Origin of the sequence: Roseivirga misakiensis, assembly GCF_001747105.1 — a bacterium.
GTDB classification, from domain to species: Bacteria; Bacteroidota; Bacteroidia; order Cytophagales; family Cyclobacteriaceae; genus Roseivirga; species Roseivirga misakiensis.
Genome location: NZ_MDGQ01000003.1, coordinates 1108867 through 1124357, shown reverse-complemented (window position 1 = coordinate 1124357; position 15491 = coordinate 1108867). Strand labels below are relative to the sequence as shown.

Genomic DNA, 15491 nt, shown 5'->3' with positions numbered 1-15491 from the left:
GATATCTTTGTTGGTGAAATAGGTGCGATATGAGCGAAGCGTTCGAGGAAGAAGAATTATTTGAACATCACAGAATTGTCTGCGATGCAGGTCAGGAGCCTTATCGGGTTGATAAGTTTTTGATGGACCGTTTACCGAATGTAACGCGGAATAAGGTTCAACAAGGCATTAAGGACGGTTTTGTAAAAGTCAACGGCAAGGAAATCAAACCAAATTATAAGGTGCACCCAAATGATGAGATTGTAGTTGCCTTGCCAGAGCCTCCTCGAGAAACGGAACTGATTCCAGAAGATATTCCACTAAATATCATTTATGAAGATGCTGATGTACTGATCGTAAATAAGGAGCCAGGCATGGTGGTACATCCTGCATATAATAATTGGTCTGGTACGTTGGTCAACGCATTGGTTCATCATTTTCAGCAATTGCCAACGATGAAGGATAATGAAGGCCGCCCGGGTCTTGTGCACCGAATTGATAAAGATACTTCTGGATTACTGGTGATTGCTAAAACCGAAAATGCGATGAGTTCTTTAGCCAAGCAGTTTTTCGATCATAGTATTGAACGAACCTATTATGCATTGGTGTGGGGTGTTCCAAAAGATGCAGAAGGCACCATTAATGTAAATCTTGGTCGTAGCGAAAAGGATAGAAGAGTTACGGTGGCCATAGAAGATGGGTCTAGAGGAAGAACAGCCATTACACATTATAAGGTTATTAAAGAATTGAGGTATGTGTCCCTGATTAAGTGTAATCTCGAAACGGGTAGAACTCATCAAATAAGAGCACATTTTAAATATTTGGGTCACCCGCTTTTCAATGATGCGACTTATGGTGGCAATGTTTTGCTAAAAGGGACACAGTTTTCAAAGTATAAAGCTTTCGTTGACAATGCTTTTAAACTTATGCCAAGGCAAGCACTTCATGCGAAATCGCTGGGTTTTGTGCATCCAAAAACTGGAAAACATGTACAATTTGAGTCAGATCTGCCAGATGATTTTGTCAGTGTTCTAAATAAATGGGAGCATTACGTTAAATACGAATAACGTGTTTTAAGATAGCCCAGGTGTGAAACCCTGTTCCACAAAGCACAAACAAGTGCCAGATGGCGTGATGATACTTGAGTTTCCTCATCAGATAGAAAATGATGCCAGAAGTATAAAAAATGCCTCCATAAAGCATTAAATCAACTACCTCTCTGCCCAGGTATTGGGTAATATCATCGAACATTAGAAAGCCTAACCAGCCCATTCCAACATAGGAGATTAGAGAAATTGCTTCAAATTTGCCCGTATAGAACACTTTAAAAAGGATCCCTGCCAAAGCGATCAGCCAAACAGCCATGATCATATTTTGGCCAGAAACATCGTTTCCAAGAATTCCCCAAGCAAAAGGCGTAAAGGTCCCCGCGATCAAAATATAGATACCGATATGATCTAGTTGCTTAAACAAGTACTTTATCTTCTTACCACTAACACTATGATAAATTGTGGATGCTGTATAGAGAAAAATAACACTCAAAAAGAAAATTACGCCACTCCAAGTAACATTTACTTCATTGGTACTTCTGTTTGATAAAGTAAGTATTAAGCCAATTAAACCACCTATTATGCCGAAAGCATGCGTGATAGCGTTGGCGAGTTCTTCTTGAGGTGAGTAAAGGTCTAACTTAATTTTCTTACTCATGAAGGAGCTTTTCACCACAAAATTTACAGTGGATGGCATCTTCGGCGTGGCCGGTTTCTTGGCAATTGGAACAAGCTAGTAATGCTTGTTTGTCTTTTTCCTTGCCCAGAGCTACGGTAACAATACCCGTTGGAACGGCAATGATGGCATAGCCAAGGATCATCACAAAAGAGGCAATGCTCTGGCCTAAAACGGTTTGAGGTGCTATATCTCCATACCCGACAGTTGTTAAGGTCACGATCGCCCAATAGATACTCTTAGGAATACTCGTAAAACCGTTTTCACCTCCTTCTACTAGGTACATTACGGTACCCATTATTACAACCAAGGTGATCACTGTACCCATAAAAACTGTGATTTTATGTCGGCTAGAGCGGAGGGCGCGCATCAATTGTTCCCCTTCTCCGACATAACGGCCCAGTTTTAAGATTCTGAATACACGAAGCAGGCGAAGCGCCCGAATAATGAGTAAGTATTGTGTTCCAGTGAAAATTAGACTCAAATAGGTTGGGAGTAAGGACAATAGATCAATCAGTCCGTAGAAACTGAAAATATATTGGCTTTTGCGATCGGTTACGTAAACCCGTGTCAGATATTCAAGGGTGAAAGCGCCAGTTAAAACCCACTCAACAATCCTAAAGATGTGCCCAAACTTTTCTTCTAGGGATTCGACACTTTCCAGCATTACAGCGAAAATGCTGATTAGTATTGCAATCAATAAAGCAATATCGAAGGCTCTACCGGCAGGTGTATCCGTACCGAAGATGATGATAAAAAGTCTTCTTTTAAGCGTATTGGCCATCAGTTAAAAGTAAGCATATTTCCTTGAGACTAGCCAAGAAAATGACCTCAGAAATCCTTTTTCACCCTAAACCATGGGGCTTGGTAATTCTCTGGAAGATGTTCTTGTGGAATTGTACTATGGTTTCCGTCACGTTGGGCACCATAATGAGGAGAAAGAATCTCAATGCCCGCCTCATTACATTTATCCTGGATGTTTTGATGAAGTTTCGAATAGATCAAAGCCATTTTATGGATTTCACGCGTTCGAGCATTGAGCTGATAGCTAACATAAAAATCATCTAGACTGGTTTGAAGAACATATGGCTTTGGTAGTTTTTTAACATGTTCTGTCGCCAACGCCGCTTCAATCAATACTTCGTGCACTGAGCGCCAAGGCACATCATAACCGAGTGTAATCGTAGTATGTAGTATAAGCCCTTCCTCGTCATTTGCCGTAGTATAGTTTATCGTATGGCTATTGAGCATATGAGAATTAGGAATCGTAATGATTTCGTTTTTGATGGTTTTGATTCTTGTGTTTAGCAGAGATTTTTCTTTCACATCACCCATGACTTCTCCAATTCTAACACGATCGCCTATTTTAAACGATCTCATATAGGTGATCACTAAGCCTGCAATAACATTTGAAATAGCACCTGCCCCACCTAAAGCCACCAATAAGCCAATGAAAGTAGAGACTCCTTTAAAAATATCGGAGTCAGACATTGGCAGCAATGGCCAAATAGCAATGAAACTCAAGGCAATCACCAATATCTTAATGATGTTATAGGTCGGTTTTGCCCACTCTTTATAGAACCCAGGAAGTTCAAGTTTTCCCTTGGCCACTTCGTCTTTAAAAAAGGCTAAAAGCTTCAAAACGTATTTTGTAACAAACCAGATAACTGTAATTGTTAGTAGGTCGGGAATAAAAAGTAAGAACTTGTTTCCAATGCTTTTTAGTGGATCTAGGATATACCCGAATAGCGTAGTCGCGATGCCTTGAGTCCATGGGAAAAGTGAAAAAAGGACTGGAAGTAATAGATAGATGATAAAAAGTAATACGGCTATACGCAATCCCTTAGCGATATAGGTGACAAATAGAATCTGCTTTTCTTCTGTTAGGACTTCGTAGGTTTTAACCTTGAAACCCTTGAGCATTTTTCCTTTTTGCCCACGGATTTTCATGTAAACAAGCCGGAATAGCCTATTGTAATAGCGTAAGCCGATAAGGAAGAGAATCACGATGACTACCGCTATTCCTATATTCAGGATTAGTGATTTTACCTCGACTTTGGGTATGTCTTCAGTCTCTCTTAATTGTTGAATTAGATCGGCATAATACTCCGTGGCGGCGTTTCTGCTAAGCCCAATGGCTTTGGCATCAGCGTCATACACAGTCATAATAAGCTTTTCACCACAGAAGATTTCATTGCCATCTTCTGATTTGACTATGATAGGTTTTTCAGACGTAAACCTGTCTTTGGATTGCCTAATGTTCTCTTTGACTTTTTCACCTCTTTCCTCTAAAGAATAAGGCCCAGCACCACGATAGATAAACATGGTGGAATCATTATCAATGGCATAGTTAAGCCTTTTTTGCTCAGCTTTTTGTTGCTCAATCTTAGGGGTGTCTTCATAAGAAACCGAGTCCGGATCTGATGGATTAACGTCTTGAAAAAATAGAAAGACAGATAGTATAAAATAAATCATGACGATAGATAAGTGGTTTACAGTAGGAAATAGTTGATGGTAAACCCCTTGGTTGAGTATTCTATATTAGTTATTCCTTCTGGCATATCAAAAAAAAGCCCATTTCCTTCCCGCGTTTGAACACCTTAGAAAATGGGCTTTCGTATATATACTAGATCGGCCTATAGGCTCATCATTTCTTTGAATCTGGCTGCTTGTCTACGGCTTACCTCTACTTTGTCGCCACCACGAAGTACAACCATTAATCCACCATTAAACCAAGATTCGATACTTTCTACCCAAGTCAGGTTAATGATGTGCTTTCTGCTGGCGCGGAAAAACGATCTATCATCTAGTTTTTCGTCCAAGGCGTTCAATGACTTATGAATCATCGGCTTGAAGTTGTCGAAGTAGATTTTAATGTAATTGCCATCTGATTCGAAGAGCCTAATGTTTTCTAACTTCACAAACCAACATTTATCCCCGTCTTTCACAAAAACACGATCCTGAGGACCTAATTTCTGGTCTGTTTGTGTAACGACCGCCTCTTCTTTTTTAGGTCTATTAATCAGCTTAGTGATCGTTTCTTTTAGTCTGTCTGGCTCGATCGGTTTAAGTAGGTAATCAAGCGCGTTGAAGTCAAAAGCTTGAAGTGCATATTCGTCATATGCTGTCGTAAAGACTACGTCTGGTACGGTATCTAATGTTTCTAAAAGCTCAAAACCTGTTTTTCCAGGCATCTGAATATCTAAGAATAGTAATTCGGGCTGAAGTGTTTTGATTTTTTCTTCGGCATCCTCAGCGTTCACAGCTTCTCCTATGATTTCTATCTCTGGATATTCCTGCAGTAAATTGGTCAATTCTTTTCTTGCCAATCGTTCGTCATCGATTATTAGTGCTCTCATTTATTTAGATTTTGCTTACATACGTTGAGGTATCTTCACTTCAGTCACTACAAACTTATCGTTTTCATTGTAAATTCTAAATGAAGCAGCCTCTCCATATATCAATTTAAGCCTTTCTTTAGTATTTATTAGGCCAACACCCTTTCGGCTACCCGGCCTTTTGGGGCTTAGGCTAATTTGGCCACTGTTTCTAATTTTTAAAATTAAGATCGAGTGTTCTACTAACGACTCAATCTCTATTACACCGCCTTCTATCAGGTTTGAAACCCCGTGTTTAATGGCATTTTCTACTAAGGTTTGAACCATCATTGGCGGTATCTCAAAACCATCAGATTTTGGATCGATTTGATACCTTACTTTTAGCCTTTCTTCAAACCTAATTCCTTCTAGGGCCAGGTAATCTCTGACCGTGTTTAATTCATTTCCAAAGCTAACGACCCGCTTTTTATCGGTAATCAAGGAGTTTCTGAGAATATTTGAAAGCTGAGTAATGGCTGTTTTCGCTTTACTAGGCTCTTCATCTACCAGGGCACGCATGCTGTTCAGGGCGTTGAAAATAAAGTGTGGGTTTAACTGAGACTTCAACTGGTTCAAATGCATTTCATTCATCGCTGCCTCGTACTTCAAAGATCGATTGTTGCTTTCTAAGAAGTGGTATAGGAAATAGATCGTTGACCAAATAATGAACATGATCAAGAAGTTCAGTAAGGCAAAAAGGATATCACTCAAGAGAATTGAAAGTTCATCATCGAGCGAAATAGTCCCAACCATCCAATAAAGTGTCAAGGAGACTATTTGAACCGATAAAGCTGCAATCAAGATTAGGCCTAAAATCCTTGGAATGACTCGGCCAATGTTTATTTGAAGCCAATTGCGTTGAATAATTACTTTACGGATTAGGTAATGGGAAAAGAACAGCATAATTGGTGTATGCAGTAATATCTCGATTCTTGAAATACGAATAATTTCAGGCTGTAAGGCTTGTGGGTTAAGACTTAGCGTAAAAATATTTAGAAGAACGTATGCGCCCCACCCTAATATTTGGAACGCCCAGTACAATCGTTTCTTTCTCATTTCCTTCGTGAAAATAAGGAAAGTTTAATCACACTTGCTTATGCTTTGCGATGAGAGGTAAAGAGCAGATTTTTTCGGGAGCTAGAGGCTATCTCCCGGTTTGTACTGCTTATTCCGAAGAAAAGTTCTAATAATCAGTCGTGTACCCCGATCGTAGGTCATATAATTCCAAACCCAGTTACTAAGAATCACCAATCGGTTTCTAAAACCAACAATAGACATCAAGTGAACAAACATCCAAACCATCCAAGCGAATAGACCACCAAAATGAAACCTTGGCATGTCAACCACCGCCTTATTTCTTCCTACCGTGGCCATTGATCCTTTATCTCTGTATTTAAAAGGAATTGGTTCTTTCTGTTTGAGTTGACGCTTCAAGTTTTTACCCAGATTTTGGGCCTGTTGCATGGCAACTGGAGCTACCATAGGGAATCCACGTGGATTTTCTTCAGAACACATAGCGGCAATATCACCGACAGCATAAACGTCTGGGTGGCCTTCAACTTGGTTATACTGGTCCACTAAAATTCTGCCCTTATCAACAACTGCTTCTGGCAAACCATCGATGGTATTTCCAGTGACACCCGCTGCCCAAATCACCGTTTTGGCAGGTATAACGGTGCCATCGGTAAGCGTGACATTATTTCCATCGTAATCTACTAGCCGAGTACCAAGCCTTACGTCCACCCCAAAGTCTTCTAGGTATTTTAAAGCCCTAGTACCTGCCTTTTCCGACATACCTGCGAGTAATCTCTCTCCGGCATCTACCAAATGAAGCTTCATAATGTCAAAATCGATATCCGGATAGTCTTTCGGCAAGACATGGTTTTTGAGTTCACCAAGTGCACCTGCTACTTCTACACCAGTCGGTCCACCCCCAACTACCACAAAGTTGGTCAGTCGATCTTGCTCCTCAATATCTGGCGACATCACGGTCTGCTCAAAATTCTGAAGCATATGACTTCGAAGGTTCAAAGCCTGCGGAATTTGTTTCATTGGAAACGTGCGTTCGTACATTTCCTGATTGCCAAAATAGTTTGTTTTAGATCCGTTGGCAATGACCAGCATGTCGTAGCTTAAGTCGCCAACTAAGGTCGATATCTTTTTCTCAGCTAGTTCAATTCCTGTCACACGCGCCATTCTAAAATAGAAATCTTTATGCTTCTCAAAAAGGTGCCTGAGTGCTCCTGCAATGGAGTCAGGCTCTAAGCCTGCGGTGGCTACCTGATATAGTAATGGCTGAAATGTGTGATAGTTGTGCCGATCGAGTAGCACGATTTGATATGGCGATTTTCGAAGGGATTTGATAAGCTGAATCCCGGCAAATCCACCGCCGATTATCACAATTCTTTTCTTATCAGATTTAGGAATTTCTAGGTGAAGATGATGCAGGTCTGACATACTTTCTTGGGTTACCTATATTACGATTTCTGATCCGTAAAGTTGGTCTAAAACGCTTTCATATGTTATGCTATCCTCAAAATCTTAATTAATGTTAAAAACAGAGAGATTTTAGCATAATCTATAATACCAACTTGTGTCTTCCGTTCTGAAAGTGAGTTTTAAAATTAGTATTAAAAAGAAATTAAAACCGTGGTTAGATGCTTGCCTAAGGTGAAATGGGCAAGCGCTGAGGAGATCGGTGTGTTGAGCGGTTTTAATGTTTTGGTTGAAGAAGGTGCTGTTCGCGCAAGCGGCAGCATCATTTTTTTTGCCTAGCTAGCCAATTCCTCTTTTAAGAATTTAGCGGTATACCCTTTCTTACTTTTAGACACCTTTTCAGGAGTTCCTTCCGCTACAATAGTACCACCGCCGTCGCCACCTTCAGGCCCTAGGTCGATAATGTGGTCCGAAACCTTTATCACATCCAAATTGTGCTCAATGACGAGCACTGAATTTCCTTTATCCACTAATCGATTGAGTACATCAAGCAGGTGCTGAATATCTTTGAAGTGAAGGCCAGTGGTAGGTTCATCAAGGATGTAAAGTGTTTTGCCCGTATCCTTTTTCGATAATTCGGTGGCTAATTTTACCCGTTGTGCTTCTCCACCAGATAAAGTGGTGGCATGCTGACCTAAAGAAATGTAACCAAGCCCTACGTCGTTTAAGGTCTTAATTTTTCGAAGAATTTTTGGTTGATGCTCAAAGAACTCAACAGCTTGCTCTACCGTCATGTCCAGCACATCGGAAATCGATTTTCCTTTAAAGCGCACCTCCAAGGTTTCTCGGTTATAGCGTTTTCCCTTACAGGTTTCACACGGTACATGGACGTTAGGTAAGAAGTCCATTTCTATCAATTTCATGCCTGCCCCTTCACAAGTCTCGCAGCGACCACCTTTGACATTGAAGGAAAATCTACCTGCTTTATAACCGCGAATTTTCGCCTCAGGTAGCTCTGTAAATAGTGTTCTTATATCGGAAAAGACACCTGTATAAGTTGCTGGGTTCGAACGCGGAGTTCGCCCAATAGGAGATTGATCTACTTCGATTACTTTATCAATATGTTTTAAGCCATCGATTGATTTGTAAGCCAATGGGTTTTTCCGTGCTCTAAAAAAGTGCTGGTTAAGTATTGGGAACAGGGTATCATGAATCAAAGTAGATTTTCCGCTACCAGAAACACCAGTTACACAAACCATTTTACCCAACGGTAATTTTAGCGTTACCTGCTGTAGATTATTCCCCTCAGCGCCTTTCAGTATAATACTATTTCCGTTTCCTTCGCGCCTTTTCTTCGGGACCTCAATATTGACATCTCCTTTGAGGTAATTTGCCGTAATACCACCTTCTTTTAAAAATTTAGAAGGGTCGCCAGCCGCTACAACCTGACCACCGTGTCTTCCTGCTCCTGGGCCAATGTCTATGATGTAATCAGAGGCTAACATCATATCCTTATCATGTTCAACCACAATGATGGTATTGCCGATATCTCGAAGGTTTTTTAGCGCATTGATTAGCTTGACATTATCTCTTTGATGAAGACCAATACTCGGTTCATCCATAATGTAGAGTACGCCTACAAGCTGTGTCCCAATTTGTGTGGCCAATCGAATCCTCTGGGCTTCTCCTCCAGAAAGTGTTCTTAAAGGGCGATTTAGCGTCAAGTAGTCAAGACCTACATCAAGCAAGAATCCAATTCGCTTTCTAATTTCTTTGAGAATTTCTGGAGCAATCAATCGCTGCTTCTCGGTCATTCTATCTTCAACGCCTACAAACCAATTGGAAAGTTGGTTGATGTCCATTCGGGCGAGCTGAGAAATATTCGTATCGGCAATTTTGAAATGGAGAGATTCCATTTTTAGCCTTGCACCATGACAAGTTGGACAAGTCTTTATGTGCATAAAGTCTTCAATCCACCGCTTAGTTTTTTCAGTGCCTTCTTGCTTCTGCTTCTCCAGAAATTTTATGATCCCTTCAAACTTCGTATTCCATTCTGTCCCAGGATATTTTTTGGAACCGACCGCCACAGGCACATCGTCACCAAAAAGGATTACCTCCATTACTTCCTTCGGGATATCTTTGATCGGGGTGGAAAGGTTGACTTTATACCGCTTGAGTATCGCGTCTATCTTTTTGAAGATCCAGATATCACGATAGTCTCCCAACGGTGCTATACCGCCACGACTTATGCTTAAAGAGTCGTCTGGGATGACACTTTCCTCGCTAATTTCTTCAATTTGACCAAGCCCGTTACAAGAAGGGCAAGCACCATAAGGGGAGTTAAATGAAAAGTTATTTGGAGCAGGTTCATCATAAGAGAGCCCTGTTTCAGGGTCCATTAAGTACTTAGAAAAGTGATGAACATTTGCTTCTTCGTCACGCACCATCATCACTCCTTTTCCGTGGGATAGGGCTGTTTTTACACTTTGGGCGATTCTATAGCGATCTTCGGCATCCGCGATAATTCTATCGACAACGATTTCGATATCGTGCGTTTTATACCGATCAACCTGCATTTTAGGGACCATGTCCATCACTACACCGTCTACTCGGACTTTGGTAAAGCCCATCTTTCTAATCTGCACAAAAAGCTCTCGGTAGTGTCCTTTTCGACCCTTTACCACAGGTGCCATCAGTATTAGTTTCTTTTTTTCGAAGTTCTGTACTAAGTGCTCCACAATTTGGTCTTCCGACTGGCGAATCATGGCTTTGCCCGTCAGATAAGAGTAGGCAATGCCCGTTCTGGCAAAAAGTAATCTTAAAAAGTCATAAATCTCAGTGAGTGTCCCCACGGTCGATCGGGGGTTACGTGAGGTAGTTTTTTGTTCTATTGAAATTACTGGGCTAAGGCCATTGATTTTATCAACATCCGGACGCTCCATATCTCCAATAAAAGAGCGTGCGTAAGCCGAAAAACTCTCCATGTATCGGCGTTGCCCTTCGGCATAGATTGTATCGAAAGCCAAGGAAGATTTTCCCGAGCCCGAAATACCAGTAATCACTACCAATTTGTTTCTTGGTATGACTGTATCGATGTTTTTTAGGTTGTGCTCCCTTGCCCCGAAAATTTCTATGTTTTCATGGCCTGAAAGGTCTATTGGGGCTTGGTCGATGGTGGCGTTTGCTTTGAGTTTTTCCATGAATTGGACTGCAAAATGCAGAATTCACAAAGGTCTTGATTTACAGGTGGAATTGCAACAGGCAATTAAAAGAAAGCCAAGCTTCCTAGCCCTGAAATATCAATGGCGGGGAGAAGCTTAGGAACCACTAGTGCATAGCCTATCAATAAAAGAACCAAGCAGTCGAAGAATCGACATAGGTAACGTAATGATTTAGATTTTTTCATGTATCAATTTTTAAGTCCTTTGGTTAAGTCTATCCATTGATAAGCATTTAGTTCAGCGGTGTCAGTCCTTAATGTTAACTGGAAAAACTTGTTAAGTGTTTTCAACTTGTAGGTTTGACCCTCCCGGTGGTGACCATCCCAGTAAGAGGTTCGGTAGACTATTCTGCTTCTTTCATCAAAACGATGTTTGAAAATTTCTCGTTCGCTTCCACGGCTCATATCTATCGAATTTGTAATGAGTATGACCAAGATGAGCGAGAATATTGAGAGCGGAATTCCCAAAATAAAGTTGATGAAGAAAATCCTTTGGGCTGGATTTCTCAGGTAGTCCAAGATCACGAGGAGAAAGACCAATAACGGTGTGGCGAGCATTAGCACCAGTTCATATTCAAACTTCAAATCCACATCCCGAAACTCAATCGGATTTACGTGAGCGATGAACGTGTTGGCTAAAATGAATATCAACAAGGCATAACTTATTTTAGTCATCCATTTTAATGTCTTTTCCCACCGGCTCATCGGTTGCTAATTAAAAAGGTTCCTAAAATGGCTTTATGATCAGAGGTGATCTTGATGGCATCCAGTCCATCACAGCCCAAACCTTCTGAATAGAAGATATAATCGATGGGAATTTGACCAAGAAAAGGGTTCCAAGTGGGATAAGTTGGCGTCAACTTTTTGCGGCTATCCTTCAACCGGGTAGATGCTTTAAAGTTGAGTAACCGCTGATCCCAAGGAACCGTATTAAAATCTCCTAAAACCAGAAACTCACCACCTTTTTCAGCAATGTGCTGTTTGGCCCTTTGTATGTGCTTATTTCTTCCTTCCCAACGGAGTTTTGTAGTAGGAGACATGGTATGCATTGCTAGAAAATTTACTTCTTCATCACCCAAAAGGACTTTTCCAGCAATGTTGGCCGTTCCATGCCATAACAGACGTTCGATTTCTATTAAGGGGTATTTACTAAATACAGCGATGCCTTGACTTTCCAACGGGTGGGTCATCACACGGTAGTAAGGGTAGTGCTCTTTGAGTCCATTTTCTAAATAATCAGCCCAAATTGGTCCCACTTCTTGAAAGGAGATGAAATCAGGGTTTAGTTGAATCACCTTTTCAATTGTATGCTCAAAAGTTCTGTTAATCGCGTGTACATTAAACTGCATTACTTTTAAGGATTCACTTCCTGCGTCTACACCTCGACTTGCGTCCATTGGTGTGTTTATTTTGAACAGCAACAGCAGGTAAATCATGAAATTGATGCCGGCTAATCGATAGTGATGCTTCACGATCCACCAAATACTCAGAATGCCATACACGAGCATGGCCTGAAACAAAAAAGACTGCAACAGAGTGAGCTCGAAAGTATAGGTCGGTACCAGCAGCACTACGGCTGGTATAAGTAGCATAGCGGCAATGAGCCTTTCCTTGTTCTGCTGCTGACGAAAGAAGCAGTAAACTCTGAGGAGGAAAAGCCCTCCTCGGAGTAGAAGTTTGAGTTTAAACCGTTGCATTTTCGACCTTTTGCTTGTTAGAAATATTGTACCAGTCTACTTTTCTCGAGAGGTACATGCAGATGCTTAGGACAAATAAGAGCCCAAAGCTGCCAACCAAAAGAGAGAAGTCTTCCATGCGCAGAATGACAAAAATGAAGGTGTAAATGAGTGTAAAAAAGAAGAGCATAAAGCCCGCTAACTTTTTACTCTTGAGCATGGAAAGTGAGTAAAGCGTAAGCATAGTTATGATGATTCCTGCGGCTATCCAGTAAGCAGAACTAAACCCAACAAGTTCTGACAGAGAGAGCAGCAGGGTATAAAAAATAGTGAGGGTTAAGCCAACGAGAATGTATTGGATAGGATGAATTTTCTTCTTGTTTAAGATTTCGATGAAGAAGAACGAGATAAAAGTGAGAAATAAGATGAGTACCGCGTATTTGGCCGATCGTGTGTTTTGTTGATAATTATCTACAGGCTGGTATAGGTTTACACCAAAATCTGCAGCACTAATGGCATGCGCTTTTCCAACCCATTGTTGTGGGTAATTTCTATTTAAATCAAAGACCGACCAATTCGCAGTAAATCCTTTTTCGGTGATTTCATAGTCGTCTGGTAAAAACTGACCAGTAAAACTTGGGTGAGGCCAGGAAGACTCAATTTTTACATTGGTCGATTTACCAACAGGGTTAAACATCAAAGTTTTTGTACCCCTGATGTCTAAATCAACAGAAAAGTCCATTTTTTCACTTTTCGGGTCGATTTTGATGCGCGCGTTGACACCCGTTTGTTTTTGGCCTTGTCTATCGACATGATAGTCTATGCGTGGCTCGGATTGCGCTAAATTCAATTCTAAATAGGCGGGAATACCTGATTCCATTCGATGTGTTTTTTTGCCTAACTGGAATTGAACATCGGCCTGAATACCCCGCATATCTGGAATACCGATGCTCAATACGGCTTCATCCCAAAGGATATTTTCGGGCTGATTGGTAAACTGTGTTAGGTCTATTTGATCAAAGCTGCCATTTAGCTTTAAATCGGTGGAATAAACAATCACCTCATAAATGCCGCGCTTTCTGGTTTCAGGGCTTAGGGTTCCGTCAATGTTGAGTTCATCGGGCAAGAAGTGAGCATACTTTTTGGTTCTCGTCTTTTTGTCTTGATAGACCTCTACTATTTCAAAGGGGACTGAAATTATGGGGCCAGTCAGCTCTAAGGGAGCAGCCCAACTGTCTGAAACTTCGCTAACCGCCTTAAATTGATTGCTTTGGCGGTCTCGAATCAATGACCTAATCATTGACTGAGGAATGAGTAATATGGCAATGAGGAAGCCTATGCTGAGCAGCTTTACGCTGACAGAGTTTTTAATGGCGTTGTTAATCTTTTCAAATGCTGTTTCTTGTTTTTGATCCATAATTTTAAATTTAAAAGTACTTTGTAATTCAAAGTGAAAGAGTAAAAAAATATATTACCCTCTCCCTGTCTGTTTTTTAATCAAGGCTTCCAGCGCATCAATGTGTGCTGCAAAGGCCTTTTTACCTGCCCTTGTGGCCAAGTATTTTGTATTCGGTTTTCTTCCGACAAATGACTTTTGAACTTCAATAAAGGCCTCTTTCTCTAGAGCCTTCAAGTGACTTGCCAAGTTGCCATCAGTCACATCCAACAACTCTTTGAGCCTGTTAAAGTCCATGGCCTCTCCGGCAATTAATGCCGACATAATGCCTAGCCTCACCCTATTTTCAAAGGCCTTATTAAGCTTATGTATATCTACCTTCAACGCTCGTATTTAAAATACATTAGTGCACCATAAACAATGTGCAATACACCGAAGCCAATCGCCCAAATGAGCAGGCCATAACCGATTACCGCACTTGCAATAAGCCCCAATATTACTTCTGATATTCCCAAAAACCGAATGTCTCGGTAGGTATAATGGCTAGCATTGATCAACCCCATACCATAAAAGATAAGTGTCACAGGAGCGATCATCCCGATTAAGCCTTGTTGGTAGAAAATGATCACTAAAATACCACCCGCTACTAGTGGAATCATCAAATTGATTAAAAGGCGTTCAGTAGTTTTATCCCAACTTTTCACACCGTCCTGTTTGGCCTTTTTCTTGGTAAGATAAATGCCCGTACCGATTGTAAGTACTAAAATGGCTAAAGCAATAATGATTAGATTCACAACATTTCCCCTGACATCACGCACCACTAACTGACTATAAACTACGGTGTCGCTGGTGTATACCAAACGATGGGCAATGGCCGCACCGACAAGCGCATATATACCCGCCATAACACCAGATAACCCACTTAAGGAGATAAACCGAGAAGATTTTTCCATGATGGATCTTATCTCGGAGATGTCTTGTAAATAATCTTTTTCCATTTTTAAAAGTACTTTGAATTACAAAGTAAATGAATGAAAATAATTTTGCAATTGATTCTACAAGAAATTTTGAATTAGATTTGAGGCAAGTGCTCAATCAAGACGAAATAGAACTGCAACAGGAACTGTCACAAGGCAGCGAAAAGGCATTTGAAAATGTCTTTTTGAAGTATTTTAAAGTACTTACTGTATTCGCTAAGAAGTTTGTTGGCGATTTACAGATCGCCGAAGATTTGGTGCAAGAAGTTTTGGTGAAGCTGTATGAAAACCGAAAAACGGCACAATTCCACACTTCGCTAAAGGCCTTTCTGTTTCAATCCGTTCGAAATAAATGCATCGATCATTTAAGATCGGTCAAGTCAAAATCCGAACATCATGAGCAAATCAAGCAGGCCAATTTCGACGATCAGTTTGATTTCAACGACACCATGATTGAGACTGAGCTTGAGGAGCGGATCCATAATGCCATCCAACAATTACCTACTCAGTGCCAACAGGTTTTTAAAATGAGTAGACTGGAAGGAAAAAGAAATCAAGAGATCGCTGATATCTTGAAAATCTCCAAGAGAACGGTCGAAACACAGATTAGCAATGCTCTTAAGCGGTTGAGGATAGATGTTTTTGAATATCTTAAAGCACTGATAATCATATCATTAAGTACTTTTTTATGAAAAATATTATATG

At 40.7% G+C, this 15491-nt stretch carries 14 protein-coding genes; 2 read left to right on the top strand and 12 right to left on the bottom strand.

The window, feature by feature from the left end:
* Window positions 1-29 precede the first annotated feature (29 nt).
* Window positions 30-1046 (top strand): RluA family pseudouridine synthase, encoded by a 1017-nt coding sequence (locus BFP71_RS05145; RefSeq protein WP_069834355.1) that lies wholly within the window; start codon window positions 30-32, stop codon window positions 1044-1046.
* Here BFP71_RS05145 and trhA read toward each other — a convergent pair.
* From trhA to BFP71_RS05085, 12 genes are all read right to left on the bottom strand, one after another.
* Window positions 1033-1686, bottom strand: a complete 654-nt coding sequence (trhA, locus tag BFP71_RS05140; protein ID WP_069834354.1) for a PAQR family membrane homeostasis protein TrhA — start codon at window positions 1684-1686, stop codon at window positions 1033-1035. The two genes, BFP71_RS05145 and trhA, sit on opposite strands and share 14 nt — an antisense overlap.
* Window positions 1679-2488, bottom strand: coding sequence for an ion transporter (locus BFP71_RS05135; RefSeq protein WP_069834353.1), 810 nt, complete (start codon window positions 2486-2488; stop codon window positions 1679-1681). Before BFP71_RS05135 ends, trhA begins: the two co-directional genes overlap by 8 nt.
* A 47-nt stretch (window positions 2489-2535) precedes the next feature.
* Entirely contained in the window at window positions 2536-4179 is a 1644-nt protein-coding gene (locus BFP71_RS05130) for a mechanosensitive ion channel family protein (protein ID WP_069834352.1), read from the bottom strand.
* Between the two features lie 161 nt (window positions 4180-4340).
* A complete protein-coding gene (locus BFP71_RS05125) occupies window positions 4341-5063 on the bottom strand; it encodes a LytR/AlgR family response regulator transcription factor (protein ID WP_069834351.1) in 723 nt (240 codons plus the stop codon).
* Between the two features lie 15 nt (window positions 5064-5078).
* Window positions 5079-6137, bottom strand: coding sequence for a sensor histidine kinase (locus BFP71_RS05120; RefSeq protein ID WP_069834350.1), 1059 nt, complete (start codon window positions 6135-6137; stop codon window positions 5079-5081).
* 81 nt (window positions 6138-6218) lie between these two features.
* On the bottom strand, window positions 6219-7538 hold the full coding sequence (locus tag BFP71_RS05115) for an NAD(P)/FAD-dependent oxidoreductase (RefSeq protein ID WP_069834349.1): 1320 nt from the start codon (window positions 7536-7538) through the stop codon (window positions 6219-6221).
* A gap of 314 nt (window positions 7539-7852) precedes the next feature.
* Window positions 7853-10717: an excinuclease ABC subunit UvrA gene (uvrA, locus tag BFP71_RS05110; RefSeq protein ID WP_069834348.1), complete on the bottom strand. Its 2865-nt coding sequence runs from the start codon at window positions 10715-10717 to the stop codon at window positions 7853-7855.
* 209 nt (window positions 10718-10926) lie between these two features.
* Entirely contained in the window at window positions 10927-11412 is a 486-nt protein-coding gene (locus tag BFP71_RS05105; RefSeq protein WP_141719677.1) for a hypothetical protein, read from the bottom strand.
* 26 nt (window positions 11413-11438) lie between these two features.
* Window positions 11439-12434, bottom strand: a complete 996-nt coding sequence (locus BFP71_RS05100; protein ID WP_069834346.1) for an endonuclease/exonuclease/phosphatase family protein — start codon at window positions 12432-12434, stop codon at window positions 11439-11441.
* On the bottom strand, window positions 12421-13830 hold the full coding sequence (gene creD / locus BFP71_RS05095; RefSeq protein WP_069834345.1) for a cell envelope integrity protein CreD: 1410 nt from the start codon (window positions 13828-13830) through the stop codon (window positions 12421-12423). Before creD ends, BFP71_RS05100 begins: the two co-directional genes overlap by 14 nt.
* 54 nt (window positions 13831-13884) lie before the next feature.
* Window positions 13885-14193, bottom strand: a complete 309-nt coding sequence (locus tag BFP71_RS05090; RefSeq protein WP_069834344.1) for a winged helix-turn-helix domain-containing protein — start codon at window positions 14191-14193, stop codon at window positions 13885-13887.
* A complete protein-coding gene (locus BFP71_RS05085) occupies window positions 14190-14807 on the bottom strand; it encodes a hypothetical protein (RefSeq protein ID WP_069834343.1) in 618 nt (205 codons plus the stop codon). The genes BFP71_RS05090 and BFP71_RS05085 overlap by 4 nt, the downstream gene beginning before the upstream one ends.
* A 29-nt stretch (window positions 14808-14836) precedes the next feature.
* On the opposite strand from BFP71_RS05085, the gene BFP71_RS05080 reads away from it, so the two are divergent.
* Complete coding sequence (locus BFP71_RS05080) at window positions 14837-15478, top strand: RNA polymerase sigma-70 factor (RefSeq protein WP_088124878.1); 642 nt, start codon at window positions 14837-14839, stop codon at window positions 15476-15478.
* Window positions 15479-15491 lie beyond the last annotated feature (13 nt).